Annotated in this window: 25 protein-coding genes and 1 pseudogene; 6 read left to right on the plus strand and 20 right to left on the minus strand. The window is 73.7% G+C overall.

Features of this window, described 5'->3' with window-relative positions; all coding sequences use genetic code 11:
* Positions 1-997, plus strand: a pseudogene (locus tag CCE02nite_RS18080) (D-arabinono-1,4-lactone oxidase); the annotation flags it as partial.
* 31 nt (positions 998-1,028) lie between these two features.
* Here the strand turns inward: CCE02nite_RS18080 and CCE02nite_RS18085 are convergent.
* Positions 1,029-1,667, minus strand: coding sequence for a TetR/AcrR family transcriptional regulator (locus CCE02nite_RS18085; protein ID WP_141391003.1), 639 nt, complete (start codon positions 1,665-1,667; stop codon positions 1,029-1,031).
* 167 nt (positions 1,668-1,834) lie between these two features.
* Between CCE02nite_RS18085 and CCE02nite_RS18090 the strand changes: the two genes are divergently transcribed.
* Positions 1,835-2,404: an LpqN/LpqT family lipoprotein gene (locus CCE02nite_RS18090; RefSeq protein ID WP_170227376.1), complete on the plus strand. Its 570-nt coding sequence runs from the start codon at positions 1,835-1,837 to the stop codon at positions 2,402-2,404.
* A 2-nt stretch (positions 2,405-2,406) separates the two neighbouring features.
* Here CCE02nite_RS18090 and ispF read toward each other — a convergent pair whose 3' ends face one another.
* The 3 genes from ispF to CCE02nite_RS18105 form a co-directional block, all read right to left on the minus strand.
* Positions 2,407-2,955, minus strand: coding sequence for a 2-C-methyl-D-erythritol 2,4-cyclodiphosphate synthase (gene ispF / locus CCE02nite_RS18095; RefSeq protein WP_141391005.1), 549 nt, complete (start codon positions 2,953-2,955; stop codon positions 2,407-2,409).
* Positions 2,952-3,731: a 2-C-methyl-D-erythritol 4-phosphate cytidylyltransferase gene (gene ispD / locus CCE02nite_RS18100; RefSeq protein ID WP_141391006.1), complete on the minus strand. Its 780-nt coding sequence runs from the start codon at positions 3,729-3,731 to the stop codon at positions 2,952-2,954. The genes ispF and ispD overlap by 4 nt, the downstream gene beginning before the upstream one ends.
* 96 nt (positions 3,732-3,827) lie before the next feature.
* The gene (locus CCE02nite_RS18105) at positions 3,828-4,310 is read right to left on the minus strand and encodes a CarD family transcriptional regulator (RefSeq protein WP_024841917.1); all 483 of its coding nucleotides are present in this window, start codon (positions 4,308-4,310) and stop codon (positions 3,828-3,830) included.
* Between the two features lie 312 nt (positions 4,311-4,622).
* Between CCE02nite_RS18105 and CCE02nite_RS18110 the strand changes: the two genes are divergently transcribed.
* Both CCE02nite_RS18110 and CCE02nite_RS18115 read left to right on the plus strand, forming a co-directional pair.
* Entirely contained in the window at positions 4,623-5,129 is a 507-nt protein-coding gene (locus CCE02nite_RS18110) for a hypothetical protein (protein ID WP_255318953.1), read from the plus strand.
* Positions 5,130-5,238: 109 nt separating this feature from the next.
* Positions 5,239-5,766, plus strand: coding sequence for a septum formation family protein (locus CCE02nite_RS18115; protein ID WP_141391007.1), 528 nt, complete (start codon positions 5,239-5,241; stop codon positions 5,764-5,766).
* Positions 5,767-5,857: 91 nt separating this feature from the next.
* Here the strand turns inward: CCE02nite_RS18115 and pstB are convergent, their stop codons facing one another.
* The 6 genes from pstB to CCE02nite_RS18145 all read right to left on the minus strand — a co-directional run bounded on the left by pstB (position 5,858) and on the right by CCE02nite_RS18145 (position 12,155).
* Positions 5,858-6,637 carry a phosphate ABC transporter ATP-binding protein PstB gene (gene pstB / locus CCE02nite_RS18120; RefSeq protein WP_141391008.1) on the minus strand — a complete coding sequence of 260 codons (780 nt, stop codon included), beginning with the start codon at positions 6,635-6,637 and terminating at the stop codon, positions 5,858-5,860.
* Between the two features lie 15 nt (positions 6,638-6,652).
* A complete protein-coding gene (pstA, locus tag CCE02nite_RS18125) occupies positions 6,653-7,636 on the minus strand; it encodes a phosphate ABC transporter permease PstA (RefSeq protein WP_087469844.1) in 984 nt (327 codons plus the stop codon).
* Positions 7,636-8,658 (minus strand): phosphate ABC transporter permease subunit PstC, encoded by a 1,023-nt coding sequence (pstC, locus tag CCE02nite_RS18130; RefSeq protein ID WP_141391009.1) that lies wholly within the window; start codon positions 8,656-8,658, stop codon positions 7,636-7,638. Before pstC ends, pstA begins: the two co-directional genes overlap by 1 nt.
* A 111-nt stretch (positions 8,659-8,769) precedes the next feature.
* Positions 8,770-9,909: a phosphate ABC transporter substrate-binding protein PstS gene (gene pstS / locus CCE02nite_RS18135; protein WP_255318954.1), complete on the minus strand. Its 1,140-nt coding sequence runs from the start codon at positions 9,907-9,909 to the stop codon at positions 8,770-8,772.
* A gap of 246 nt (positions 9,910-10,155) precedes the next feature.
* Positions 10,156-10,860 carry a response regulator transcription factor gene (locus CCE02nite_RS18140; protein WP_141391011.1) on the minus strand — a complete coding sequence of 235 codons (705 nt, stop codon included), beginning with the start codon at positions 10,858-10,860 and terminating at the stop codon, positions 10,156-10,158.
* Complete coding sequence (locus CCE02nite_RS18145; RefSeq protein WP_141391012.1) at positions 10,857-12,155, minus strand: sensor histidine kinase; 1,299 nt, start codon at positions 12,153-12,155, stop codon at positions 10,857-10,859. The genes CCE02nite_RS18140 and CCE02nite_RS18145 overlap by 4 nt, the downstream gene beginning before the upstream one ends.
* A gap of 219 nt (positions 12,156-12,374) precedes the next feature.
* On the opposite strand from CCE02nite_RS18145, the gene phoU reads away from it, so the two are divergent.
* Complete coding sequence (gene phoU, locus CCE02nite_RS18150) at positions 12,375-13,058, plus strand: phosphate signaling complex protein PhoU (protein WP_087469848.1); 684 nt, start codon at positions 12,375-12,377, stop codon at positions 13,056-13,058.
* 829 nt (positions 13,059-13,887) lie between these two features.
* Here phoU and CCE02nite_RS18155 read toward each other — a convergent pair.
* Entirely contained in the window at positions 13,888-14,625 is a 738-nt protein-coding gene (locus tag CCE02nite_RS18155; RefSeq protein ID WP_141391013.1) for a phosphoglyceromutase, read from the minus strand.
* 124 nt (positions 14,626-14,749) lie between these two features.
* Between CCE02nite_RS18155 and CCE02nite_RS18160 the strand changes: the two genes are divergently transcribed.
* Positions 14,750-15,196 carry a nitroreductase family deazaflavin-dependent oxidoreductase gene (locus CCE02nite_RS18160; RefSeq protein ID WP_141391014.1) on the plus strand — a complete coding sequence of 149 codons (447 nt, stop codon included), beginning with the start codon at positions 14,750-14,752 and terminating at the stop codon, positions 15,194-15,196.
* Between the two features lie 23 nt (positions 15,197-15,219).
* On the opposite strand, the gene mshA is transcribed toward CCE02nite_RS18160, so the two are convergent.
* The 9 genes from mshA to panD form a co-directional block, all read right to left on the minus strand.
* On the minus strand, positions 15,220-16,479 hold the full coding sequence (gene mshA, locus CCE02nite_RS18165; protein ID WP_141391042.1) for a D-inositol-3-phosphate glycosyltransferase: 1,260 nt from the start codon (positions 16,477-16,479) through the stop codon (positions 15,220-15,222).
* A gap of 69 nt (positions 16,480-16,548) precedes the next feature.
* Complete coding sequence (locus tag CCE02nite_RS18170) at positions 16,549-17,745, minus strand: lactonase family protein (RefSeq protein ID WP_141391015.1); 1,197 nt, start codon at positions 17,743-17,745, stop codon at positions 16,549-16,551.
* A gap of 140 nt (positions 17,746-17,885) precedes the next feature.
* Entirely contained in the window at positions 17,886-18,221 is a 336-nt protein-coding gene (locus tag CCE02nite_RS18175) for a histone-like nucleoid-structuring protein Lsr2 (protein WP_141391016.1), read from the minus strand.
* 173 nt (positions 18,222-18,394) lie between these two features.
* Entirely contained in the window at positions 18,395-18,574 is a 180-nt protein-coding gene (locus CCE02nite_RS18180; protein ID WP_141391017.1) for a hypothetical protein, read from the minus strand.
* Between the two features lie 29 nt (positions 18,575-18,603).
* Positions 18,604-20,067, minus strand: coding sequence for a lysine--tRNA ligase (lysS, locus tag CCE02nite_RS18185; RefSeq protein WP_141391043.1), 1,464 nt, complete (start codon positions 20,065-20,067; stop codon positions 18,604-18,606).
* A 219-nt stretch (positions 20,068-20,286) separates the two neighbouring features.
* Positions 20,287-21,168 (minus strand): carboxylating nicotinate-nucleotide diphosphorylase, encoded by an 882-nt coding sequence (gene nadC / locus CCE02nite_RS18190; protein WP_237843720.1) that lies wholly within the window; start codon positions 21,166-21,168, stop codon positions 20,287-20,289.
* Between the two features lie 171 nt (positions 21,169-21,339).
* Positions 21,340-21,798 carry a hypothetical protein gene (locus tag CCE02nite_RS18195; RefSeq protein WP_141391019.1) on the minus strand — a complete coding sequence of 153 codons (459 nt, stop codon included), beginning with the start codon at positions 21,796-21,798 and terminating at the stop codon, positions 21,340-21,342.
* A 159-nt stretch (positions 21,799-21,957) separates the two neighbouring features.
* Positions 21,958-23,646, minus strand: coding sequence for an L-aspartate oxidase (locus tag CCE02nite_RS18200; protein ID WP_141391020.1), 1,689 nt, complete (start codon positions 23,644-23,646; stop codon positions 21,958-21,960).
* A complete protein-coding gene (panD, locus tag CCE02nite_RS18205) occupies positions 23,643-24,110 on the minus strand; it encodes an aspartate 1-decarboxylase (protein WP_141391044.1) in 468 nt (155 codons plus the stop codon). The genes CCE02nite_RS18200 and panD overlap by 4 nt, the downstream gene beginning before the upstream one ends.
* Between the last annotated feature and the right edge of the window lie 47 nt (positions 24,111-24,157).

Genomic DNA, 24,157 nt, shown 5'->3' on the forward strand with positions numbered 1-24,157 from the left:
GGCGGGCTCGCCACGCAGGTGCGCGGCGTCCGCGTCGTCGGGGCGGACGGCGAGGTGCGCGAGGCGGTCGGCCGCGCAGGACCGCGACCTGTTCGAGCTGAGCCGCCTGGGGCTCGGTGTCACGGGCATCCTGTCGGCGGTCACGCTCGAGGTGGTGCCGGCGTTCCTGCTCCGCGCACAGGAGGAGCCCTGGCCGCTGGACCGCGTGCTGGAGGGACTCGGCGCGCCGGACGACGCCGACGGGCTCGTCGGGGGCAACGACCACTTCGAGTTCTACTGGTTCCCCCACACGCGCCGGGCCCTGACCAAGCGCAACAACCGGCTCGCGCCCGACGAGGAGGCGGCGGAGCTCGAGCGCCTGCGGACCACCGGGCCCGGGCCGGTCGCGCGGGCGCGCACCTGGGTCGACGAGGAGCTGCTGTCCAACGGCGCGTTCGAGCTCGTCAACCGGCTCGCGACCGCGGTCCCGCGCGTGACCCCGCGGCTCAACGCCGTCTCGGCCCGTGCGCTCGCGCCGCGGACCTACGTCGCGCCGTCGCACCAGGTCTTCGTCACGTCGCGCCGCGTCCGGTTCCGCGAGATGGAGTACGCCGTGCCGCGCGAGCGCCTGGTGGACGTGCTCGCGAGCATCGACGACTGGCTGAACCGGTCCGGCGAGCACGTGCCCTTCCCGGTCGAGGTCCGGTTCGCGGCGCCCGACGACGTCTGGCTCTCCACGGCGCACGGGCGCGAGACCGCGTACGTCGCGGTCCACCAGTACGCGCGCCTGCCGCACGAGCGGTACTTCGACGCCGTCGAGCGCATCGTCGCCGAGGTCGGCGGGCGCCCTCACTGGGGCAAGCTCCACGGGCTGGGCGCCGACCGGTTCCGCGAGCTCTACCCCCGGTTCGACGACGCGGTGGCGGTCCGCGACGCGGCGGACCCCGCCGGGGTGTTCGCGAACGCTTACACGGACCGGGTGCTCGGGCGTGCGCCGGGAGCGTCCGCGCGCGCCTGACGGCCGCTCCCACGGCCCCCGGGACCGCGGGTCAGGCGACGGGCTCCGGTCCGTCCGCGCGCACGGGCGAGCCGTCGGGACGGACCATGAGCGACAGCACGTATTCGGCCAGCGCGTGGAAGCTGCGGACCGCGGTCTCGTCGTCCTGCTCGACGAGCCACGCGATCTCGATGCCGTCGATGTACCCGGCGACGATGCGCGAGAGGAAGCCCATGTCCATCGAGTAGCTGACGTTCCCGCGCTCGGCGACGTTCTCGAGGAAGCCGCGGGTCATCGCCCACGTCTGCTCCAGGTGCGTGTGCGCGACGGACCGCAGCGCGCGGCTGCGCACGCCCGCCGTCGCGAACTCGAACGTGAGGAGGCGCATGTGCCGGCGCGGGGTGAGCCCGCTCCAGAGCCCGTCGGCCGCCGCGTGCGCGAGCTGGACGACGTCGCCGTCGACGTCGAGGGCGGCGCGCACCGGCTCGGACGCGACGAGCGCGAGGCTGTTGCCCATCGCCTGGAGGAGCTCGTCCTTGTCCTCGAAGCAGTAGTGCACGACTCCGAGCGACACGCCGGCCTCGGCCGCGACGCCGCGGATCGTGACGGCCTCGACGCCCTCGCGGACGGCGATGGTCATCGCCGCGTCGACGAGCTGGGCTCGGCGTTCTTCGACGGACATTCGGTTCATGTGCGATTCATCCCATGTGTCGTTCTTGGGAAAGTCAAACACATCGATGCGCTCTCGGCGATCGTAGTGCCTGCTCGTGGGCCTGGCACCCGGGACGCCGGGAGGCGAGAATGGCGAGCCGAACCCGCTGCACCCGTCACGCCCCTGCCCCCCGACGAAGGACGACCGTGCCCCGACCGCGCCCCCCTCGCACCCTCCGGACCCTCGCGACCCTCGCGACCGCGGCGCTCGCCCTCACGGGCTGCGGCGGTCCCGCGGATGCCGGGGCGGACGACGCGCCGGTCACGTACGACGTCCCCGAGGTCCCCGTCCGGGTCACCGCTCCCCCGGGCTGGGAGCGCGTCACCCGCGACGGGGCCTTCGTGCTGCGTGCACCGAGCGGGTCGGGGTCGGCGGACTTCCGGGCGAACGTCGTCGTGACGGGCACGCGGTCCGCGGCCACTCTCGAGCAGGCCGGCGCACGGACCGCCACGTCCGTCGACGCGATCCCCGGCTGGATCCTGGACGCCGACGGTCAGGGCACCACCACCCTCGGCGAGCTCCCCGCCTTCCGGGTCGCGGGCACGTACGAGACGGCCGGGACGGTCGTCGTCCAGGAGATCCTGGCGGTCCGGACCGGCGACGCGCCGGACGACTGGGTCGTCGACCTCACGGCCTCGTACGCCGACGGTGACGCCGACGCCGCCGCGCAGACGCGCGCGATCCTCGAGAGCGTGCAGCTCGCCCCCACGGGCTGAGCTCACGCGGTCGGCGTCCCGACCGCGACGACGAGAGCCGTCGCGACGGCCGCGACGCCCTCCCCACGGCCCGTGAGGCCGAGCCCGTCGGTCGTCGTGGCCGTGAGCGTCACCGGGGCCCCCGCGGCGGCCCCGAGGGCCGCCTCGGCCTCCGCACGCCGGGGTCCGAGGCGCGGACGGTTGCCGATGACCTGGACGGCCACGTTCCCGATCTCGAACCCCGCCGCGCGCACCCGGCGGGCCGCCTCGGCGAGCAGTCGCGACCCGCTCGCCCCGGCCCACTCGGGCGCGCTCGTGCCGAAGTTCGACCCCAGGTCTCCGAGGCCCGTCGCCGAGAACAGCGCGTCGGCGGCGGCGTGCGCCGCGACGTCCGCGTCCGAGTGCCCGGCGAGGCCACGCTCGCCCGGCCAGAGCAGCCCGCCGAGCCACAGCTCCCGCTCCTCGCCCTCGGGGGCGAACGCGTGCACGTCGACGCCGACGCCGGTGCGCGGCAACGGGGGCACGGCGGCGCGCGGCGGCGCACCCTCGGGGTGCTCGGCGGGCGTCGTCATCGTTCCTCCCGGAGGATCAGCGCGGCGACGCGCAGGTCGTGGGCGGTGGTGATCTTGGCCGCCGCGGCGTCCCCGGGCACGACGTGGACGGGGAGCCCGAGCGCCTCGACGAGTCCGGCGTCGTCGGTCGCGGCGGACCGCTCGTCGTCCGCCCGGTGGGCTGCCGACTCGTGCGCCCGGACGAGGAGCGCCCGGTCGAACCCCTGCGGGGTCTGCACGGCGCGCAGCGCCGCCCGGTCCACGGTCTCGGCCACGGGTTCCGCGCCCGACGGGTCGCCCTCCCGCGCGGGCGTCACGCGCTTGATCGTGTCCGTGACCGGCAGCCCGGGCACGACCGCGGCGTGACCCGCACGCACGGCCTCGACGACGCGGCGGACCAGCGCGGGCGGCGCGAGCGGCCGCGCCGCGTCGTGGACGAGCACGACGTCGACCGCCGGCTGCGCGAGGGCCGAGGGCCCCGCGGTCGCGGCGACGAGCGTGTCGGCGTCCAGCCCCGCGCTCAGGCCCGCGGCGACGGAGGCCTGGCGGGTGCCCGCGCCCTCGACGACCCGCACCGGCCGGTCGACCACCGGGTCGTCCTGGAGCAGCGCCGCGACGTGCTCCCGCAGGCCGGGCGGTGCCGTGACGACGATCGTGTCGACCGCACCGGACGCGCACAGCCGCCGCGCGGCGTGCACGACCAGCGGCAGGCCGTCGAGCTCGACGAGGGCCTTGGGCAGGTCGAGCCCGAGACGGGTCCCGGAGCCCGCGGCGGTGAGGACGGCAAGAGTCGGCACGGGCACACGCTACCCGGGCACGACGACGGGGAGGGCGCCGTCCGCACGGACGGCGCCCTCCCCGGTGGTCTGTCGCTCGGGCCGAGGCCCGGGACGTCAGGAGGCCAGCACCTCGTCGAGGATGGCCTCGGCCTTCTCCTCCTCGGTGTGCTCGGCCAGCGCGAGCTCCGAGACGAGGATCTGCCGGGCCTTCGAGAGCATGCGCTTCTCGCCGGCAGAGAGGCCACGGTCGGCGTCCCGGCGCGACAGGTCGCGCACGACCTCCGCGACCTTGATCACGTCGCCCGACGCCAGCTTCTCGAGGTTCGCCTTGTACCGACGCGACCAGTTGGTCGGCTCCTCGGTGTAGGGTGCACGAAGCACCTCGAAAACGCGGTCGAGACCCTCCTGACCGACGACGTCACGCACGCCGACGAGGTCGACGTTCTCGGCTGGGACTTCGATGGTCAGGTCGCCCTGCGCGACCTTGAGCTTGAGGTAGATCTTGTCCTCTCCGCGGATGGTGCGCGTCTTGATCTCCTCGATCAGTGCGGCTCCGTGGTGCGGGTAGACAACGGTCTCGCCTACTGTGAACGTCATCTGCAGATGTCCCCTTTCGCGGTGGTCCACCTTACCACGCGGAAGGGCGGAAATCCGAGCCCCTGAGCCCCTTGACAAGCCGGACCGGACGACGTTTTCCCAGGTCAGCGCCGTGTCAGCGCGCCTCACGAACCTCGCGGGGAGGGCCACAGGGCCGTGCGGCCGGCCGCCGAGCGCTCCCGACGCCCGCACGACGCCGCGTGACACCGCTCACGCCCGCCCCCCGCAGCGCCGGTTCCGGCCGCCCCACCTCGCCCGACGCACTAGGCTGGGCGCGGAATCCAGTCCCCCTCTCGCAGCCCTGGAGTGCACGTGACCCGCATCCCGACCCCCCGAGCAGCGACCCGTGCGGCGTCCCGAGCGACCGGCCGCGCGCGCTACTGGGCAGTCCCGCTCGTGGTCGCGAGCGTGGCCGTCGCGGCTGCCTGCTCCCCCATCGAGACGAACCGCCCCTACTCGCCGTCGGACGGCCTGCGCGTCAACCTCACCGACGACCTGCGCGGCCTCAACCTCCTCGTCGTGAGCGCGGCCGAGGGCGACGCCGGTGCGCTCGTCGGAGCCTTCGCGAACGACTCGACCGAGGACGTGGAGTTCGACGTGACGCCCGAGGGCGGCGACCCCGTGACCATCCCCGTCGCCGCCGGCGAGACCGTCTACCTCGGCACCGAGGACGGGTTCGACGCGCAGATCGGCCGCGTCGACGCGGCGCCGGGCGGCATGCTGCCCGTGACGGTCAGCGTGACCTCGGGAGAAGAGCAGGCCCTGTCGCTCCCCGTCCTCGACGGCACCCTTGAGGAGTACGCGCACCTGCTGCCGTGACGTGCAGGCCGGGCCGGGAAATGGGCTCGGTCCGTGTCACCGGCTCCCGCTAGCCTTCGCGTGCCCGCCCTGACCGTCGTGGTCGGGGCACCTCCACGAAGGAACCCAGGTGACCCTGTCCCGTACCACCCGTCGGCCGCTCCTCCTCGTCGTGAGTGCCGTCGCCCTCGCCCTGACCGCGTCGGGCTGCGGCGCGATCCTCGACGAGATCTCCGGGCCGTCCGAGGCCCAGCGCGACGAGCCCGGTGGCGAGGTGACCGAGGCGTCGGACGCCGACGTCTTCTCCGTCCAGGTGGGCGACTGCATCGTGTCCTCGCGGCTCGACGACGCGGCCGAGGTCGAGTCGGTCCCTGTCGTCCCGTGCGCCGAGCCGCACGACCTCGAGATCTACGCCGAGTCCGAGCTCCCCGAGGGCGACTACCCCGGCGAGGAGGCCATCACGGCGAGCGCCGAGGAGTTCTGCGCCGGGGAGTTCGAGCCGTTCGTCGGCCTGCCGTACGAGGAGTCGGCGCACGAGTACTGGTACTTCACGCCTCTCGAGGACGGGTGGAACACGCAAGGCGACCGCGTCGTCCAGTGCGTCCTCGACACCAACGGCACCGACGTGACGGGGTCGCTCCAGGGCTCGGCGACCTGACCTCGCGCACCGCGCACGACGGCGCCCCTCCCCGCGTGGGGAGGGGCGCCGTCGTCGATTCGCCCGGCCCGCCAGGGCGCCAGGGATCAGGTCACCCGAAGCGTCCGGAGATGTAGTCCTCCGTGGCCTGCTGGGTGGGCGAGGAGAACATCGTCGCGGTGTCGTCCATCTCGATGAGGCGACCCGGCTTGCCGGTGCCCGCGATGTTGAAGAACGCGGTCCGGTCGCTCACGCGCGCCGCCTGCTGCATGTTGTGCGTGACGATGACGATCGTGTACTCGTCCTTGAGCTCCGCGATGAGGTCCTCGATCGCGAGCGTCGAGATCGGGTCGAGCGCCGAGCAGGGCTCGTCCATGAGGAGCACCTGCGGCTTGACCGCGATGGCGCGCGCGATGCACAGGCGCTGCTGCTGCCCGCCGGACAGGCCCGAGCCCGGGCGGTCGAGGCGGTCCTTCACCTCGTTCCACAGGTTCGCGCCGCGCAGCGAGGTCTCGACGAGCTCCTCCGCCGCGGACTTCGAGATCCGCTTGTTGTTGAGCTTCACCCCGGCGAGGACGTTCTCCTTGATGGACATCGTCGGGAACGGGTTGGGCCGCTGGAAGACCATGCCGACCTGACGACGGACGGCGACCGGGTCGACGTCGTCCCCGTACAGGTCGACGCCCTCCATCGCGACCGTCCCCTCGACGCGCGCGCCGGGGATGACCTCGTGCATGCGGTTGAGGGTCCGCAGGAACGTCGACTTGCCGCAGCCGGACGGGCCGATGAAGGCCGTCACGGACTGGGGGTCGATCGTCATGCCGACGTCCTGCACGGCGAGGAAGTCGCCGTAGTAGATGTTGAGGTCCTTGACGTCGATGCGCTGTGCCATCGGAGCTGTCCTGTTCTAGCGGAGGGTCTTGGGGGCGAACCAGCGGGTGACGAGTCGCCCGACGAGGTTGAGCAGCATGACGATGAGGATCAGCGTCAGGGCGGCCGCCCAGGCCCGGTCGTAGTTGATGTCGGGGATGCACACGACGTCGGTGACGTTGCTGCAGGGCACCAGGCCCTGGCTGTACTGCCGGTACACGTACACGGGCAGCGTCATCATGCGGCCCTCGAAGAGGTTGCCGTTGATGGAGTCGACGACGCCGACGGTGATGAGGAGCGGCGCGGTCTCGCCGATGACGCGTGCCACGGCGAGCATGACGCCCGTCGTGATGCCCGCGATCGACGTGCGCAGCACGACCCGCACGACGGTGAGCCACTTGGGCACGCCGAGCGCGTACGCCGCCTCGCGCAGCTCGTTGGGCACGAGGCGGAGCATCTCCTCGCACGAGCGGACGACGACGGGGATCATGAGGACGGACAGCGCGACCGAGCCGACGATGCCCATGCGCACACCCGGCCCGAAGATCACCGCGAAGAGCGCGTACGCGAAGAGGCCGGCGACGATCGACGGGATGCCCGTCATCACGTCGACGAAGAACGTCACCGCGCGCGCCAGGGGACCGCGCCCGTACTCGACGAGGTAGATCGCGGCGAGCAGGCCGATCGGGACCGAGATCACCGCGGCGCCCAGCGTGATGAGCAGCGTGCCGAGGATCGCGTGGTAGATGCCGCCCGCGTCCATGCCGCCGAACACCCCGCGCATGGAGTGCGTGAGGAAGTAGACGTCGAACCGCTCCATGCCGTGCACGACGACGGTCCACGCGACCGAGACGAGCGGCACCATCGCGAGGGCGAACGCGCCCCACATGAGGACCGTCATGGTGCGGTCCTTGCGGCGGCGGCCGGCGTCCGCGCCGCGCAGGAGCGCGCGGACGGACGCGGTGCGCTCCGGGTCGGGCGCGGAGGCCCCGCGCGCGGGGCTGGTGCTGAGGGCGCTCATCAGTTGGCTCCCGAGAAGTCCTTGCGCCGCGCGACGATCGCGCGGGCGCCCATGTTGACGAGCAGGGTGATGAGGAACAGCGCGAGGCCGGTCGCGATGAGCGCGCTCACCCCGAGCGGGTTGGCCTCGGGGAAGTCGGCCGCGATGTTCGCGGCGATCGTCTGCTGCTGCCCGGCCTGCAGGATCTTGAACGAGTAGAGGAGCCCGGGCGAGAGGATCATGAGCACGGCCATCGTCTCGCCGAGCGCACGGCCGAGGCCGAGCATCGCGGCCGAGATGACGCCCGAGCGCCCGAACGGGACGACCGCCGTGCGGATCATCTCCCAGCGTGTCGCGCCGAGCGCGAGCGCCGCCTCCTCGTGGAGCTTCGGCGTCTGGAGGAACACCTCGCGGCTCACGGCGGTGATGATCGGCAGGATCATCACCGCGAGCACGAGCGCGACGGTGAGCAGGACGCGGCCGGTCGGCGAGGCCGGGCCGGCGAAGAGCGGGAACCAGCCGAACGTGTCGGCGAGCCACGACCACACCGGGACGACGATCGGCGGGAGCACGAGCGAGCCCCACAGGCCGTAGACGACGCTGGGGATCGCCGCGAGCAGGTCGACGACGTACCCGAGGGTCGACGCGAGCCGGCGCGGCGCGTAGTGCGAGATGAAGAGGGCGATCCCCATGGCGACCGGTGTCGCGAGCAGGAGCGAGAGCGCTGCCGCGAGGAGCGTGCCGAAGATCAGCGGCCCCACGAAGGACACGAGCGACGCGCCCTCCGGGAACCAGGACACCTCCTCGGAGAGCGCGTCCCCGCCCGCGGTGAGCGCGGGCCACGCGCGGATCACGAGGAAGATCGCGACCGCGGCGAGGACGGCGAGGATGAGCCCCCCGGCGCCGGTCGCCGTCCAGCGGAACGCACGGTTCACGCCGCGGTCGGAGTTCCGCGCACGACGGCGCGGGGCGCCCGGGCGCGACGCGCCGGACGGGCCGCCCGGCGCGGGGCCCGGCGTCGTGGGTGGGGCTGTGGTGGTCACTCGTGCTCCCGGTGCATGCGGTCCTGCTGCGTGAGGTCTGGTTCGCGGACGATCTCGCGGATCAGGGGCGACGGGGCCCGCAGGCCCCGCCGCCCCCCTGGTCCGAGATCGTCAGCCGGCGGCGCCGACCGTGATGGACTCGATCGCCGCGTGGACGTCCGTGCGCAGGTCCTCCGAGATCGGCGCGTTGCCCGCGGCCGACGCGGAGGCCGACTGGCCCTCCTCGCTCGAGATGTACGTGAGGAACGCCTTGACGAGGTTGCCCGCCGCCTCGTCCTCGTAGCTGGTGCACGCGATCGCGTACGAGACGAGCACCAGCGGGTAGGCGCCGGCCTCGGTCGTCGTGCGGTCCAGCTCGACCGCGATGTCGTGCTCGCCACGGCCCTCGACGCGCGGCGACGCGTCGACGACCTTCGCGGCGGCCTCGGGCGAGTACGCGACCCACTCCTCGCCGACCTTGATGCTCGCGGTGCCGAGGTCGCCGGCCTTCGAGGCGTCCGCGTAGCCGATCGTGCCCTCGCCGCCCTGGACCGTCTGCACGACGCCGGAGGTGCCCTGCGCGGACTCCCCGCCCTGTGTCGGCCAGTCGCCGCTCGGCTCGTGGCCCCACGCGTCGCCGGCGGTCGCGGCGAGGTACTCGGTGAAGTTCTCGGTCGTGCCCGACTCGTCGGAGCGGTGGACCGGCGTGATCGCGAGGTCCGGGAGCGTCGCGTCGGGGTTGTCGGCGGCGATCTCCGGCGCGTTCCACTGCGTGATGGTGCCGTTGAAGATGCCCGCGATCGTGGCCGGCGCGAGGTTGAGCTCCGCGACGTCCGGCAGGTTGTAGATGATGGCGATCGGGCTGACGTAGACGGGGAGGTCGATCGCGCCGTCGGGGCCGCACACGGCCTGCGACTGCGTGATCTCCTCCTCCTTGAGCACCGCGTCCGAGCCGGCGAACGCGACGCCGCCCTCGAGGAACTGGGTGCGACCGCCACCGGAGCCGACGGGGTCGTAGTTCACGGTGACGTCGGGGTTCGCGCTCTGGAACCCGGCACGCCACGCCTCCATGGCGGACTCCTGCGAGCTCGCGCCCGCACCGTTGAGCTCACCGCTGAGGTCGCTCGCGGTCTCGGACGAGCCCTCGGAGGAACCGTCGGTGGCGCCGTCGGCGCTGCCGACGGGGTCGTCCGACCCGCAGGCGGCGAGGGTCAGCGCGAGCGCACCGATCGCGACGGCGGATCCAGCACGGGAGAATCGGCTGAGCTTCACTCTTCGTTCCATCCTGTTCAAGCGTCTCGTGGCACCAGCGAGCGCCGGTGACGATCCCGACGCTAGGAGCGCCGGGTGACGCGTTCCCCGAGAGCGGGTGAACGAGGGATGAACAGTGCACAGACCTTCCGTGCCACGCTCCCGGCCGGTTCGGCGGGCTTGGCCGGGGCTCCGACGCCGCACGACGACGGCCCCGGAGCGTCCGGGAGGGGACGCGCCGGGGCCGTCGTGCGCAGTGCCGGGGGGTCAGGCCTGGGCGACCCCGTCCGCGATCTTGTAGCCCAGGCCGCGTACCGTGAGCAGGTAGCGGGGGCTCGCGGGCTCCGGCTCGATCTTCGACCGGATGCGCTTGACGTGGACGTCGAGCGTCTTCGTGTCGCCCACGTAGTCCGTGCCCCAGACCCGGTCGATGAGCTGCCCGCGCGTGAGCACGCGCCCCGCGTTGCGCAGGAGCAGCTCGAGGAGCTCGAACTCCTTGAGGGGGAACGGCACGACCTGGCCGTCGACGCTCACCGTGTGCCGCTCGACGTCCATGCGGACCGGACCGACCTCCAGCGCGCTCTCCGCGACGATCTCGCCCCCGCTCTCCCCGCCCTTGCGGCGCAGCACGGCGCGCACGCGCGCGAGCAGCTCGCGGAACGAGTACGGCTTCGTCACGTAGTCGTCGGCACCCAGCTCGAGGCCCACGACCTTGTCGATCTCCGAGTCCTTCGCCGTGAGCATGATGACCGGCACGTCACCGCGCTGCCGCAGCTCGCGGCACACCTCGGTGCCGCTCAGCCCGGGGAGCATGAGGTCGAGCAGGACCAGGTCCGCCCCGTCCGCGTCGAACCGCTCCAGCGCCTCGGTGCCCGTCGCCGCCTCGACGACGTCGAAGCCCTCGCGTCGCAGCTGGTACGTCAACGGGTCGCGGTACGACTCCTCGTCCTCCACCACCAGGATGCGCGTCACGCGCCTACCTCCTTGTTCTGAACGTCGTCGGGTGCGGGGGTCTCCACGGCCCGCCGCACGTCGTGCTGCACGGGCGCGGGGTCCGCCCCGGCCGTGCCCTCGTCCTGCACCGCGCCGGGGGTCGTGCCCGACGGCGCGTCGTGCGGCTGCCCGGTCGGGACGTCCGCCGCGGGGATCCGGAGCGTGAAGGTCGACCCGCGCCCCGGCTCGGACCACATCGTGACCTCGCCACCGTGGTCGGCGGCGACGTGCTTGACGATGCTGAGGCCGAGGCCCGTCCCGCCGGTGTCGCGCGAGCGCGCGGGGTCCACCCGGTAGAAGCGCTCGAACACGCGGGCCTGCTCGTCGGCCGAGATGCCGATGCCCTGGTCCACGACGGCGATCTCGACCAGGTCGTCCGCGAGCGAGACGCCGACGCCCACGCGCGTGTTCTCGCCCGAGTAGGCGACCGCGTTGTCGAGCAGGTTGCGCACCGCGGTCACGAGCAGGTTGTGGTCGCCGTACACGGCGGCGTCGAGCTCTCCCCCGGTCGTGAGCGTGATGCCCTTGCCCTGCGCGGTCGTGCGCGCGCGGTCCACCGCCTCCTCGATCACGCCCCGCACCGGCACCACCGTGACCTCCTGGAGCGCGCCCGCGACCTGGAGCCGCGAGAGCTCGATGATCTCCTGCACGAGCGCGGAGAGGCGCGTCGCCTCCGACTGCATGCGCGCGGAGAACCGCCGCACCGCCACCGGGTCGTCGGCGGCGTCCTGCACCGTCTCGGCGAGCAGCGCGAGCGCCCCGACCGGCGTCTTCAGCTCGTGGGACACGTTCACGACGAAGTCGCGGCGGATCGCCTCGACGCGCCGCGCCTCCGTGCGGTCCTCCGCGAGGACGAGCATGTGCTGCGGGCCCACCTGCGCGACGCGGACCTGGAGCATGACCGTGCCCCGGCCGACCGGACCGCGCGGGAGCTCGAGCTCCTCGTCGCGGATCACGCCGTCCCGACGCACGTCGTCGATCATGTCCCGGATCGCCGCGTGCGCGATCGCGTCGCCCCGCACCACGCCCAGCGCGTACGCCGGCGGGCTGGCCCGCACCACCTCGCCCTCCTCGTCCAGGACGACGGCGGCGGACCGCAGCACGGCCAGCACCCGGACGAGACCCTCGTCGAGCTCGGGCGCCGGCTCCGCCCGCGCGGCACGCTGCTGGCGCTCGCTCACGCGGAACGCGATGGCCGCGATCACGCCGACCACGACGCCCACGACACCGGCGAGGAGCACGGTCGCGCCCTCGAACAGACTCTCGGCTTGCACACGTCCAGCGTACGGTCGCACACGGACCCCACCGGCCGAACAGGCGCTCGCACGGGCGCGAGCCGCCAAGAGTTCACCTGGCGGCGCCCTGGAGTTCACCGCCCGGTCGACCGCGCCTGCGAGCGTGACAGGAGCCGACGGCGTGCCCGGGCGCCGCCCGGCGCGCAGGGGTGCACGCCGTCACGGACCGGACCGACCGGTCACGACGAGAGGGAAGCGATGCGGGAGATCTTCGAGGCCGAGCTGAAGCAGGTCGGCGACGACCTGGCCGAGATGAGCCGGCTGGTGGAGTCCGCTGTGAACCGCGCCGGGCAGGCGCTCCTCACGGCGGACCTGCAGCTCGCGCAGTCGGTCATCGGCGACGATCACACGATCGACGCCCTCGAGCGCGAGCTCGACGAGCGGTGCGTGCTCCTCCTCGCGCAGCAGCAGCCCGTCGCCACCGACCTGCGGGTCGTGGTCAGCGCGCTGCGCATGAGCGCCACGCTGGAGCGCATGGGCGACCTCGCCCGCCACATCGCGCAGGTCGCGCGCGGCCGCTACCCGGCGCGCGCCATCGAGCCGTCGCTCCACCGGACGTTCGAGCAGATGCACGACGCCGCCGTGCGCGTCGCCCGCCGGACGACGACGCTCCTCACGACGCGCGACCTCACCGTCGCCGCGAACATCGAGCGCGACGACGACCTGCTCGACAAGCTCCACCAGGACACCTTCACCGCGCTGCTCGACGGCACGTGGACCGGCACCCCGCAGGAGACGGTCGACGTCACGCTCGTGGGCCGCTACTACGAGCGCTTCGGCGACCACGGCGTCTCCATCGCGAAGCGCGTGACGTACCTCGTCACCGGGGACTTCGCCGACGACCGCGGCACCCCCGCCGGCTCCGCCCGCGCCACCGCCTGACGATCGTCCGCGCGAGGTCGTGCCTCGGTCGGTCGAGAGCGGACCCTGGTCGGCCGAGGGAGAACCCCCGTCGCGCGAGAGAGAACCCTGGTCGCGCGAGGTAGAGCCGTGGTCCGGCGAGGTAGAGCCGTGGTTCCTGTGCCCGACGGCGTGTGGTCGCCCTGGGTGGGCAGGGTGGGTGGTGGTGGCTCAGGTACATCGCAGGCCCGGCCCGTACGGTGACCCAGGTGCGCTGCGGGCCTGCGGGCGGGCGCCCCGCCGGTGCGTCGCGGTCGCCTGACTCGGTCGGTCGCCCAGCTCAGCCGGCGCGGTCCGCCTGGTCCCCGCCAGACCGTGCGGCCCGCCCCGGAGCCTCACCGCTCCCAGCCTCGCCGAGTGACCCGGTCGCCGTCCGCGAACCTGTCGCCGCGGGGCCGCGGACACCGACGACGGCGGGTGACCGACCGTCGTCGGGCACGACGACGCACGGGCGACTCAGCAGCACGGGCCGCCGACCGCCGTCGACCACGGTGACCACCGTTCTCCCTCGGCCGACCACGGCTCTACCTCGCGCAACCACGGCTCTACCTCGCGCAACCACGGCTCTACCCCGCGCAACCACGGCTCTACCTCGCGGAACCACGGCTCTACCTCGCGCAACCACGGCTCTACCTCGCGCAACCACGGTTCTCTGTCGGGCGACCGCGGATCGACCTCGGCCGATCACGGTTCTCCCTCGGCGGACTCCGGTACTACCTCGACCGCCGGTCGGAACCGTCTCGCACGCGCAGACGGCCGTGGCCCGTCCGGATCTCCGGACGGGCCACGGCCGTCTGTGCAGGAGGGGCGGTCAGCGGCCCTGGTTGGCGACTGCGGCGGCGGCCTCGGCGGCGGCCTCGGGGTCGAGGTAGCGGCCGCCCTGGGTGATCGGCTTGAGGTCCTCGTCGAGCTCGTAGAGCAGCGGGATGCCGGTCGGGATGTTGAGCGCGGCGATGTCCTCGTCGGAGATGCCGTCGAGGTGCTTGACGATCGCGCGCAGCGAGTTGCCGTGCGCCGCGACGAGGACGGTCTTGCCGGCCTTCAGGTCCGGGACGACCTCGCCGTCCCAGTACGGCAGGGCGCGCTCGAGCACGTCCTTGAGGCACTCGGTGCGCACGACGGGGGCGTCGGCGTAGCGCGGGTCCGCGTCCTGCGAGAACTCGGAGCCGAGCTCGATCTCCGGCGGCGGGACGTCGTACGAGCGGCGCCAGAGCATGAACTGCTCCTCGCCGAACTCCTCGAGCGTCTGCTTCTTGTTCTTGCCCTGGAGCGCGCCGTAGTGCCGCTCGTTGAGGCGCCACGACCGCTTCACGGGGATCCAGTGGCGGTCCGCGGCGTCGAGCGACAGGTTCGCCGTCGTGATGGCGCGGCGCAGGAGCGAGGTGTGCACGACGTCGGGCAGGACGCCGGCCTCCGTGAGGAGCTGACCGCCGCGCTTCGCCTCCTCGGTCCCCTTCTCCGACAGGGCGACGTCCACCCAGCCGGTGAACAGGTTCTTGGCGTTCCATTCGCTCTCGCCGTGGCGGAGCAGCACGAGGGTGTAGGTCATGGGTTCCATCCTGCCGCACGGCCCGCCACGCGGGCACCCGCGTCCCACGTGGTGGTGACCGTCGCCGTCGGGCGTGGGACGAAGGTCCGGGAATCGGGCGGACGGCACGCACGTTGCCCCGGACATGCCGATCGACGGAGAGTACGCCCCCAGCCCGAGCGCCTGGTCCCGCAAGCAGGCCGAGTCCTACGAGTCGTCCGGGGGGACGCGCAGCACGACCCTGAACGGGATGCCGGTGGTGGTGCTCACGACCCTGGGGCGGCGCACCGGCAAGGTCCGCAAGACGCCGCTCATGCGGGTCGAGCACGACGGCGTGTACGCGATCGTCGCGTCCCTGGGCGGCGCCCCGAAGCACCCGGTCTGGTACCACAACGTCCTGGCGCACCCGCAGGTCGAGCTCCAGGACGAGGCCGAGCGCCACGACTACGTCGCGCGCGAGGTCCACGGCGAGGAGCGGGCGCTCTGGTGGGAGCGCGCCGTCGCCGCCTACCCGCCGTACGCGGACTACCAGACGAGGACGTCGCGAGAGATCCCCGTCCTGGTCCTGGAGCGCACCGCTCCGGACGCCTGACCCGCAGCGAGGGCCGCGCCGCGTCAGCGCGCCGCGCGGACCTTGCGCGCCTGCGCGTAGACGTCGAGCATGCGCAGCGCGGCGGTGTCCCAGCCGAACCGCTCGCCCGCGCGCCGGGCGCCGTCGCCGAGGGCGGCGAGGCGCTCGTCGTCGGCCAGCAGGTCGCCCAGCACGCGCGCCCACGTCCCCGGGTCGTGGTCGGGCACGAGGACGCCGGAGACCTGGTCCTCCACGACCGTCCGCAGCCCGCCGACGGCGGCCGCGACGACGGGCGTGCCGCTCGCCTCGGCCTCGGCCGCGACGAGACCGAACGACTCGTTGTGCGACGGCACCGCGACGACGTCGGCAGCGCGGTACCACCGCGCGAGCTCGTCGCGCGGGACCGGCGGGCGCACGACGAGCCGGTCACTCACCCCGACCTGGTAGGCGAGCGCCTCGAGCTCGCGCACCGCCGTCGGGCGCCCGCTCGGGCCGCCCAGCACGACGAGCGTCGGCACGGGCTCTCCCCGCTCGGCGAGGACGCCGAGCGCCCGGACGAGCACGTCCGGACCCTTGAGCGGCTGCACCCGCCCCGCGAAGAGCACGAGGCCGCCGTCGGTGGGCAGCCCCAGCCCGGCGCGCAGCGCCCGGCGCCGCTCCCGCCGTGCGGTGCCGTCGCCCGCCGACGCGCTGCCGGGGTCCGGGGAGAACAGGTCGAGGTCGACGCCCGGCGGCACGACGTGCACGCGCGCGGGGTCCGCGGCGTAGTCGCGCACGAGGTCGTCCGCCTCGGCGTCCGTGCTCGCGACGAGCGCGTCCGCCTCGGCGACGACCTGCTCCTCCCCGATGATCCGGCCCAGCGGCTCGGGCGCGTCGCCCGGGGCGAGCGCGGCGTTCTTCACGCGCGCGAGCGTGTGCATGGTGTGCACGAGCGGGACGTCCCAGCGGTCGGCCGCGAGCCAGCCCACCTGGCCCGAGAGCCAGTAGTGGGTGTGGACGACGTCGTACCAGCCCTCGTGGTGCCGCGCCTCCGCGCGCAGCACCCCCGCCGTGAAGGCGCAGAGCTGGCCGGGCAGGTCGTTCTTGTCGAGCCCCTCGAAGGGCCCGGCGACGACGTGGCGCACCGTCACGCCGTCGGACACCTCGACCTTGCGGGGCTGGCTCGACGCCGTCGCGCGCGTGAAGATCTCGACCTGCGTGCCGCGGCGGGCGAGCGCGTGCGCGAGCTCCGTGACGTACACGTTCATGCCGCCCGCGTCGCCCGTGCCGGGCTGGTCCAGGGGCGACGTGTGCACCGAGAGCATGGCGACCCGCAGCGGGGTCGACAGGTCCGGGGAGACGCCCTCCGGCAGCTCGAGCGCGGTCACGGCGGGTCAGGCCTCCACGACGCACGCCGGGGCGGGCAGCGCGAGCACGTCGACCACGTGGGCGGCACCGTCCGAGCGGCGCACGCGCAGGAGCGCGAGGTTCGACGTCGGCTCCTCCCCCGCGGAGACGGCTTCCGGACGCTCGATGAGCGGGTCGTCGTTCTGGTTCGCGACGACGACGAGGTCGTGCAGGGGCTCGTCGGGCGCCCCGGAGCCGGCGAGGACGGCGAAGTGTCGGGGCCAGGCGCCGCCGACCGGGGAGTCCGCGAGGTGGCGCAGCGAGGGGACGCCGCCGTCGGGCCCGGGCTCGACGGCGTGCACGGCGAGCACGTCGGCGCCGCGCACGGCGGCGAGGACGCGCGCGCCGTCCGCAGACACCGCCACGTGCGAGGGGTAGTTCCCGCCTCCGGCGGGGGCCGCGGCGTGCGTGACGTCGTAGCGCGCGACCACGTCGTACGTGCGCACGCCGTCGGGGCCGTCCACCGGGGCGAGGACGAACAGGGCCGGGTCGAGCTCGCCGACCACGACGAGGTGCCCGGACGGCAGCGCGGCGAGGTGGCGCGGGCCGGTCCCCGGCGGGAAGGTCGCGACGACGCGTGGGGCCGAGCCGTCGGCGGCCGCGGGGTCGTGCCGGCGCAGCTCGTCGGTGCCCAGGTCGACGACGAGCACGTCGCCGCTGCCGTCGTCGGCGGCGCCGAGGTGCGCGAACGGGGCGACGAAGTGGGCGTGCGGCCCTTCCTGGCGATCGGTGACCGGACCCGTGCCCGCGTGGCCCTGGCGGCGCACCGCGGTGCCGGGCAGGTCGTCCGTCGCTGCGGCGAGCGCGCCGTCCGCGGCGGTCGCGACGGCCGTGAGGACGCCGTCCCCGTAGTTGGCGACGAGCACGTCGCCGCTCACGACGACGTGGCACGGGTACGAGCCGCCCGTCGCGACGCGCTCGCCCCGGGGCGCGAGACCACCGTCGGGCCCGACCGCGAACGCCGTCACCGAGCCGGACTCCGTCTCCCCCACCGCGTACAGCGTCTCCCCGTCGACCGCAAGGAACGACGGTGAGGGCGACTCCGCCGCCAGCACCCCACCCACGAACGACCCGGTCCCGGCCGCGGCGTCGACGTCGAGCCCGACGCGCCACACGCCCTCCGCACCGCCGTTCGCCGGGTGCGGGTAGGTGCCGATCCAGAGGGCGCGGGTCGCGGGGGTCATGACCCGAGCCTAGTTCTCCGGACGCGTGCCTCCGGCACCCACCCGCCCTCGACCGGCCGGCTGCACGGCACCCGCGCACGCGAGAGCGCCCCGCCGACGGGCTCGTCGGCGGGGCGCCCCGGTGCTCGTGCGGCGTCGCGTCAGTGCGCGGCGTCGTACGCCGTCTGGATCTCCTGGGAGATGCGTCCACGGTCGTTCACCGTGTAGCCGTTGGAGCGCGCCCACTCGCGGACCTCGGTCGCACGGGCCGAGCCGGAGGAGCGGCTGCTGCGACGCGCGGGACGGGCCGCGCTCGTGCGGGACGAGACCTTGCGCGCGTTGGCGACCCAGGACGCGAGAGCGTCGCGCAGCTCCTGGGCATTCTTGGTGCTGAGGTCGATCTCGTAGGAGACGCCGTCGAGCGCGAACGTGACGGTCTCGTCGGCCGCGCCCCCGTCGAGGTCGTCGACGAGAATTACCTGGACTTTCTGGGCCACTGTGGTTACCTCACGCTTCACAGGATGATTGTCCTCGTCAGGATGCCATCGAAAAGTCGCGACCGTCAATTGGACGCGCCGTTGTCCGGCACGCGTCTCCCGGGGCAAGGCCCACCATTCTTGGACGCAGGTGCATCATTTCGTGGCTCTTTGCACGCGATAACGGGCGATGCTCAGGCGTCGCGCGCGGGCGCGGCATTCCCGTCGACGCTCGATTCCTGCTCCGCGTCCAGGCGCGCGAGCGCGGCGCGCTCGTTGCGGTCCGCGCGCACGATGGCGCGCATCGCGACGTAGAAGAGCACGCCGACACCGATCGAGGGGATCAGTGCCGCGACGGTGGGCCAGATGTCCATGCTGTCGATCCTAGGTGCTGGGCGGCGCGCTATTGCTGCGCCGGCTTCACGAGCGGGAAGAGGATGGTCTCGCGGATGCCGAGGCCGGTGATCGCCATGAGCAGGCGGTCGATGCCCAGGCCCATGCCGCCCGACGGGGGCATCGCGTACTCCATCGCGGTGAGGAAGTCCTCGTCGATGCGCATGGCCTCCTCGTCGCCGGCGGCCGCGAGCAGTGCCTGCGCCTCGAAGCGCTGGCGCTGGACCACCGGGTCCACCAGCTCGGAGTACGCCGTCGCGAGCTCCACGCCCCGCACGTAGAGGTCCCACTTCTCGACCTGGCCGCGCACCGTCCGGTGGTCGCGCGTGAGCGGGGAGGTCTCGACGGGGAAGTCGCGCACGAACGTCGGCGCGACGAGGTGGTCGCCCACCAGGTGCTCCCACAGGCCCTCGACGAGCTTTCCGTGGTTGACGTTCTTCGGGTCGAAGGTGAGCTCGAACTTGTCCGCGTACGTCAGTAGCGACTCGACCGACGTCTCGGGCGTGATCGCCTCGCCGAGCGCCTCCGAGAGCGAGTCGTACATCCTCAGCTGCGTCCATTCGCCGCCGAGGTCGTATTCCGTGCCGTCGGCGAGCGTGACCAGGGTCTTCCCGAGCGCGTCCTGCGCGGCCCGCTGCACCAGGTTCTGGGTGAGCACCGCCATGGTGTCGTAGTCGCCATAGGCCTCGTACGCCTCGAGCATCGCGAATTCCGGGGAGTGCGTGGAGTCCACGCCCTCGTTGCGGAAGTTGCGGTTGATCTCGAACACCTTCTCGACGCCGCCGACGGCCGCGCGCTTGAGGAACAGCTCCGGGGCGATGCGCAGGAACAGGTCGATGTCGAATGCATTCATGTGCGTCTCGAACTGGCGCGCCGCCGCGCCTTCCGGACGCGTCTGGAGCATCGGCGTCTCGACCTCGACGAAGCCGCGCTCCCAGAAGTTCTCGCGGATCGAGCGCACGACGGCGGCGCGCAGGCGCACCGTGTCCCGGGCGGCCGGGCGCGCGATGAGGTCGACGTAGCGCTGGCGCACGCGCGCCTCCTCCGAGAGCTCCTTGTGGAGCACCGGGAGCGGGCGCAGCGCCTTCGCGGCGATCTGCCACGCGTCGGCGAACACGCTCAGCTCGCCGCGGCGCGAGCTGATGACGCGGCCGTGCGCGAACAGGTGGTCGCCCAGGTCGACGTCCGTCTTGAACGACGCGAGCGACTCCTCGCCCACGACGGCCTGGCTCAGCATGACCTGCAGGCGGTTGCCCTCGCCGTCCTGGAGCGTGGCGAAGCACAGCTTGCCGGTGTTGCGCAGGAACACGACGCGTCCGGCGACGCCGACCTCGTCCTGCGTCTCCTCGCCCGTCTCCAGGTGCGCGTACGCGGCCCGGACGGCGGCGATCGTCGTCGTGCGCGGGACGGACACGGGGTACGGCTGGTCGCCGCGCGCGAGGATCCGCTCGCGCTTCTCGCGGCGGACCTGCATCTGCTCCGGCACGTCGTCGACGTGCTCCTCGGGCTCGCGCGCGTCAGGAGAAGGGGTTCCGGCGGGGGAGGTCACCCGAGGATTCTACCGACGCCCGCACGCCGTCGAGGTAGAGGCATGGTCCCGCGAGGTAGAGGCGTGGTCACGACCAGGGCTCAACCTCGCGGTACCAGGGCTCAACCTCGCGGTACCAGGGCTCTACCTCGCGCTACCAGGGCTCTACCTCGGCGGGAGGGTGGGCAGGAGGTCGAGGGCGAGGTCGAGGATCGGGGCGGAGTGGGTGAGCGCGCCGACCGAGAGGTAGTCGACGCCGGTGCCCGCGACCTCGCGCGCACGGTCCAGCGTGAGGTTGCCCGTGGCCTCGAGCTCGATCTTCGCCGGGACGCCGTCCGTCCCCTCGCGCGCCCGGACGGCCGCGACCGTCTCGGCGAGCACCGGCGTCGGCATGTTGTCGAGCAGGAGGAAGTCCGCGCCCGCCGAGACGGCCTCGAGCGCCTGGGCGGTCGTGTCCGCCTCGACCTGTACCAGCACGTCGGGGAACGTGCGGCGGATCGCGTCGATCGCGGCGCTCACCGACCCGGCGGCCACGACGTGGTTGTCCTTGACCATCGCGACGTCGTAGAGACCCATGCGCTTGTTCGTGCCGCCGCCGGCGCGCACCGCGTACTTCTCCAGGGCGCGGAGGCCGGGGGTCGTCTTGCGCGTGTCGAGCACCTGCGCGCCCGTGCCGGCGAGCTCGCGCGCCCACGCGCGCGTCGCCGTCGCGACGCCGGACGCGCGGCTCGCGAGGTTGAGCAGGGTGCGCTCGGCCGCGAGGAGCACCTGGACCGGCCCCGTGAGCGCGGCGAGGACGCGGCCGCGACCCACGGCCGCGCCGTCGGACGCGACGAACGTCACCTCGACGGGTGGGAGCCCGAACCGCTCGGCGACCTGCCGCGTGACCTCCTCGACGACGACGAGCCCCGCCACGACCCCGTCCGCGCGCGCCACGAGGTGCGCGGTCCCGGTGGCCGACGGCGGCACGGTCGCCTGCGTCGTGACGTCGCGCCCCGGCGCGACGCCCAGGTCCTCGTCGAGCGCCCGCGCGACGGTCTCGGCGATCCACGCCGGGTCGAGCCCCGGCTCGACGCGCGTCGGGACCGACCGTGCTCCGGCGTCGGACGGGCGGGCGGGAACGGGCTCGACGTGGCTGCTCACGATCACCCACGGTATCGGGTCGCGAGCGCACCGAGCCTCGGGGTGCCCCGCACGGGCGCAGGCCGCCGTCCCCGATCAGCCCAGGAGGCCCTGGAACAGCGTGAGGACGATCGCGCCCAGCCCGAGGAGGGACGGTGGCCCCGCCCACCACGCGATGTTCCGCTGCTCACGCGTGTCGGCGCCGGCCGACTCCAGCGAGGCTCGCCACCGCAGGTAGCCGCTCGGGCTCAGCGGCGCGGTCGTGACGGCGAAGGGCGAGTAGGCGAGCGCCGCCGGCACGACGACGAGCAGCACCGATGTGGGGCTGTCGAGCGTCGCTGCCAGGACCTCACCGAGCCAGACGACCAGGCCGTAGCCCACGAGCGCCGTCATCGAGACGAGGAACGACCACGGGCCGGCCCACGCGCCCCGCGATCGGGCGCGGGCCACCCACCATCCGGCGAGCCGCTCCTCCGCGCCCCAGCACACGTCGGCGAGCAGTGTCCACCCGACGAGGCCGACCAGGACGATCGCGGCGGACCACCCGTCCGTCACTGCCGGCCTCCGCTCGTCGGGCACATCCCAGGGGACAAGGGCGGACCGACCTCGGCAGCCCGATGCACCGGTCCGGCCTCCGCCGCCGAGCACGACATGGGTGTGGTCCTCCCGCGGTTCGCGTCGCCCGGGCCGTCCGCGGCGGGAGGCGAGGACTCGTCAGCGGACGCGCAGCGCCCCGTCAGCGTCGAGGGAGACGAGCACGCGGCGCTCCCACGCCGGGTCGGTGTCCGGGAAGTCGGTGCGGAAGTGGCCGCCGCGGCTCTCCGTGCGCAGCGCCGCCGCCGCCGTGAGCGCGGTCGCGACCTGGTGCACGTTCGTCGTCTCCCACTCCGCGGCCTGCGGCTGCGCGACGACGTCGCTCGCCTCGTGCGCGTCGGTGCGGACCGCGGCGAGGCGGGCCGCGGCGGCGGCGAGACCGGCGCCGTCGCGGATCACGCCGGGACCGGCCGAGGCGATCGACTGGATCCGCGAGCGCGCCGCGGCCGCGACGAGCGCCGACGGGCCGGGACGTCGGACGGGCTCGACCGGCTCGAGCTCGCCCGCCGCGACCCGGTCGGTGATCTGGCGAGCGGCGCGGTGAGCGAACACGAGGCCCTCGAGCAACGAGTTGGACGCGAGCCGGTTGGCACCGTGGACCCCCGTGCACGCGACCTCGCCGATGGCGTAGAGCCCGTCGACGGTCGACTTCCCGTGCAGGTCGGTCACGACGCCGCCCGAGTGGTAGTGCTGGGCGGGCGCCACGGGGACCGGCTCCTCGGTCCAGTCGAGACCGTTCTCCGCGAGCCGCTCGGTGATCGTCGGGAAGCGCGAGCGCAGGAAGTCGGCGCCGAGGTGTCGCGCGTCGAGCAGCACGTGGTCCGAGCCCGTGGCAGCCATCTGCCGCACGATCGCGTGCGCGACGACGTCGCGCGGCGCGAGCTCGGCCATGGGGTGCTGCGCCGGCATGAACCGGTGGCCGTCGGTGTCGAGGAGGATCGCGCCCTCCCCGCGCACCGCCTCGGAGATGAGCGGGAGCTGGCCCCGCGCGCCGAGCCCGAGCCACAGGACCGTCGGGTGGAACTGGACGAACTCGAGGTCGCCGAGCGTCGCGCCCGCGCGCAGGGCCGCCGCGATGCCGTCGCCCGTCGCCTGCGGCGGGTTGGTCGAGGAGCGGAACACCTGGCCCACTCCCCCGGTCGCGAGCACGACCGCACGCGCGAGCACCGCCCCGACGCCGTCGCGCGTGCCCTCGCCGCGCACGTGGAGCGTGACCCCGCACGCGCGCGGCGCGCCGTCGGGCCCCTCTCCCGTGAGGACGTCGAGCACGAGCGCGTTCTCGATGACCTCGATGCCCGGGTCGCTGCGCACCGCGTCGAGCTGCGCGACGAGCGCGCGCGAGATCTCGGCCCCCGTCGCGTCGCCGCCCGCGTGCGCGATGCGGTCCGCGTGGTGGCCGCCCTCGCGGGTCAACGCGATGTCGCCGTTCTCGGCGCGGTCGAAGTTCGCGCCGCGCGCCACGAGCTCGCGCACGCGCGCCGGCCCCTCGGTGACCAGCACCTCGACCGCGGCCGGGTCGCACACCCCGACGCCTGCGACGAGCGTGTCCGCGAGGTGCGCCTCGGGCGAGTCCTCGGGGTCGAGCGCCGCTGCGATGCCGCCCTGCGCCCACACCGTCGAGCCCGACGACAGCTCGCCCTTGGTGACGAGCAGGACGCGCGGCACGCGCGTGCGCAGCTCGAGCGCCGCGGTGAGGCCCGCGATGCCGGACCCGACGACGACGACGTCCGTCGTCGTCGTCCAGCCGGGTGCCGGGGCGGCGAGGGTCCGGGCGAGCACGGGAGCCACGAACCCGCCGCGCCCGCTCACGCGGGGCGCACCACGGACGCGGTCCTGCCCGTGTCGACCCCGTCGCCCGCGCCGCGGAACGGGGCGAACGGCAGGCCGCTCGCCTCGAGACCGTGGCCCGCGGGCACGAGGCCGGGCTCGTCCGAGAGCTCGACGATCCGGTTCTGCTCGTCCACGAAGACGACGTTCGGCAGGTAGGTGCGCGCGTCGGCGTCGTCGAGCATGCCGTAGGCGATGAGGATGACGACGTCGCCCGGCTTCACGAGGTGCGCGGCGGCGCCGTTGATGCACACCTCACCGGCGCCGCGCTCGCCCGGGATGACGTACGTCGTCAGGCGCGCGCCGTTGGTGACGTCCACGACGTCGACCTGCTGGCCCGGGTAGAGGTCCGCGGCGTCGAGCAGGTCGGCGTCCACGGTGATCGAGCCGACGTAGTGCAGGTCGGCCTGCGTCACCGTCGCGCGGTGGATCTTGCCGATCATCATGGGGCGCTGCAAGGACGCCGGACGACGCTGCGGGCTCGACGGGGTCT

The sequence above is a fragment of the Cellulosimicrobium cellulans genome, from assembly GCF_006539945.1.
In the GTDB taxonomy this organism is placed as follows: domain Bacteria; phylum Actinomycetota; class Actinomycetes; order Actinomycetales; family Cellulomonadaceae; genus Cellulosimicrobium; species Cellulosimicrobium cellulans.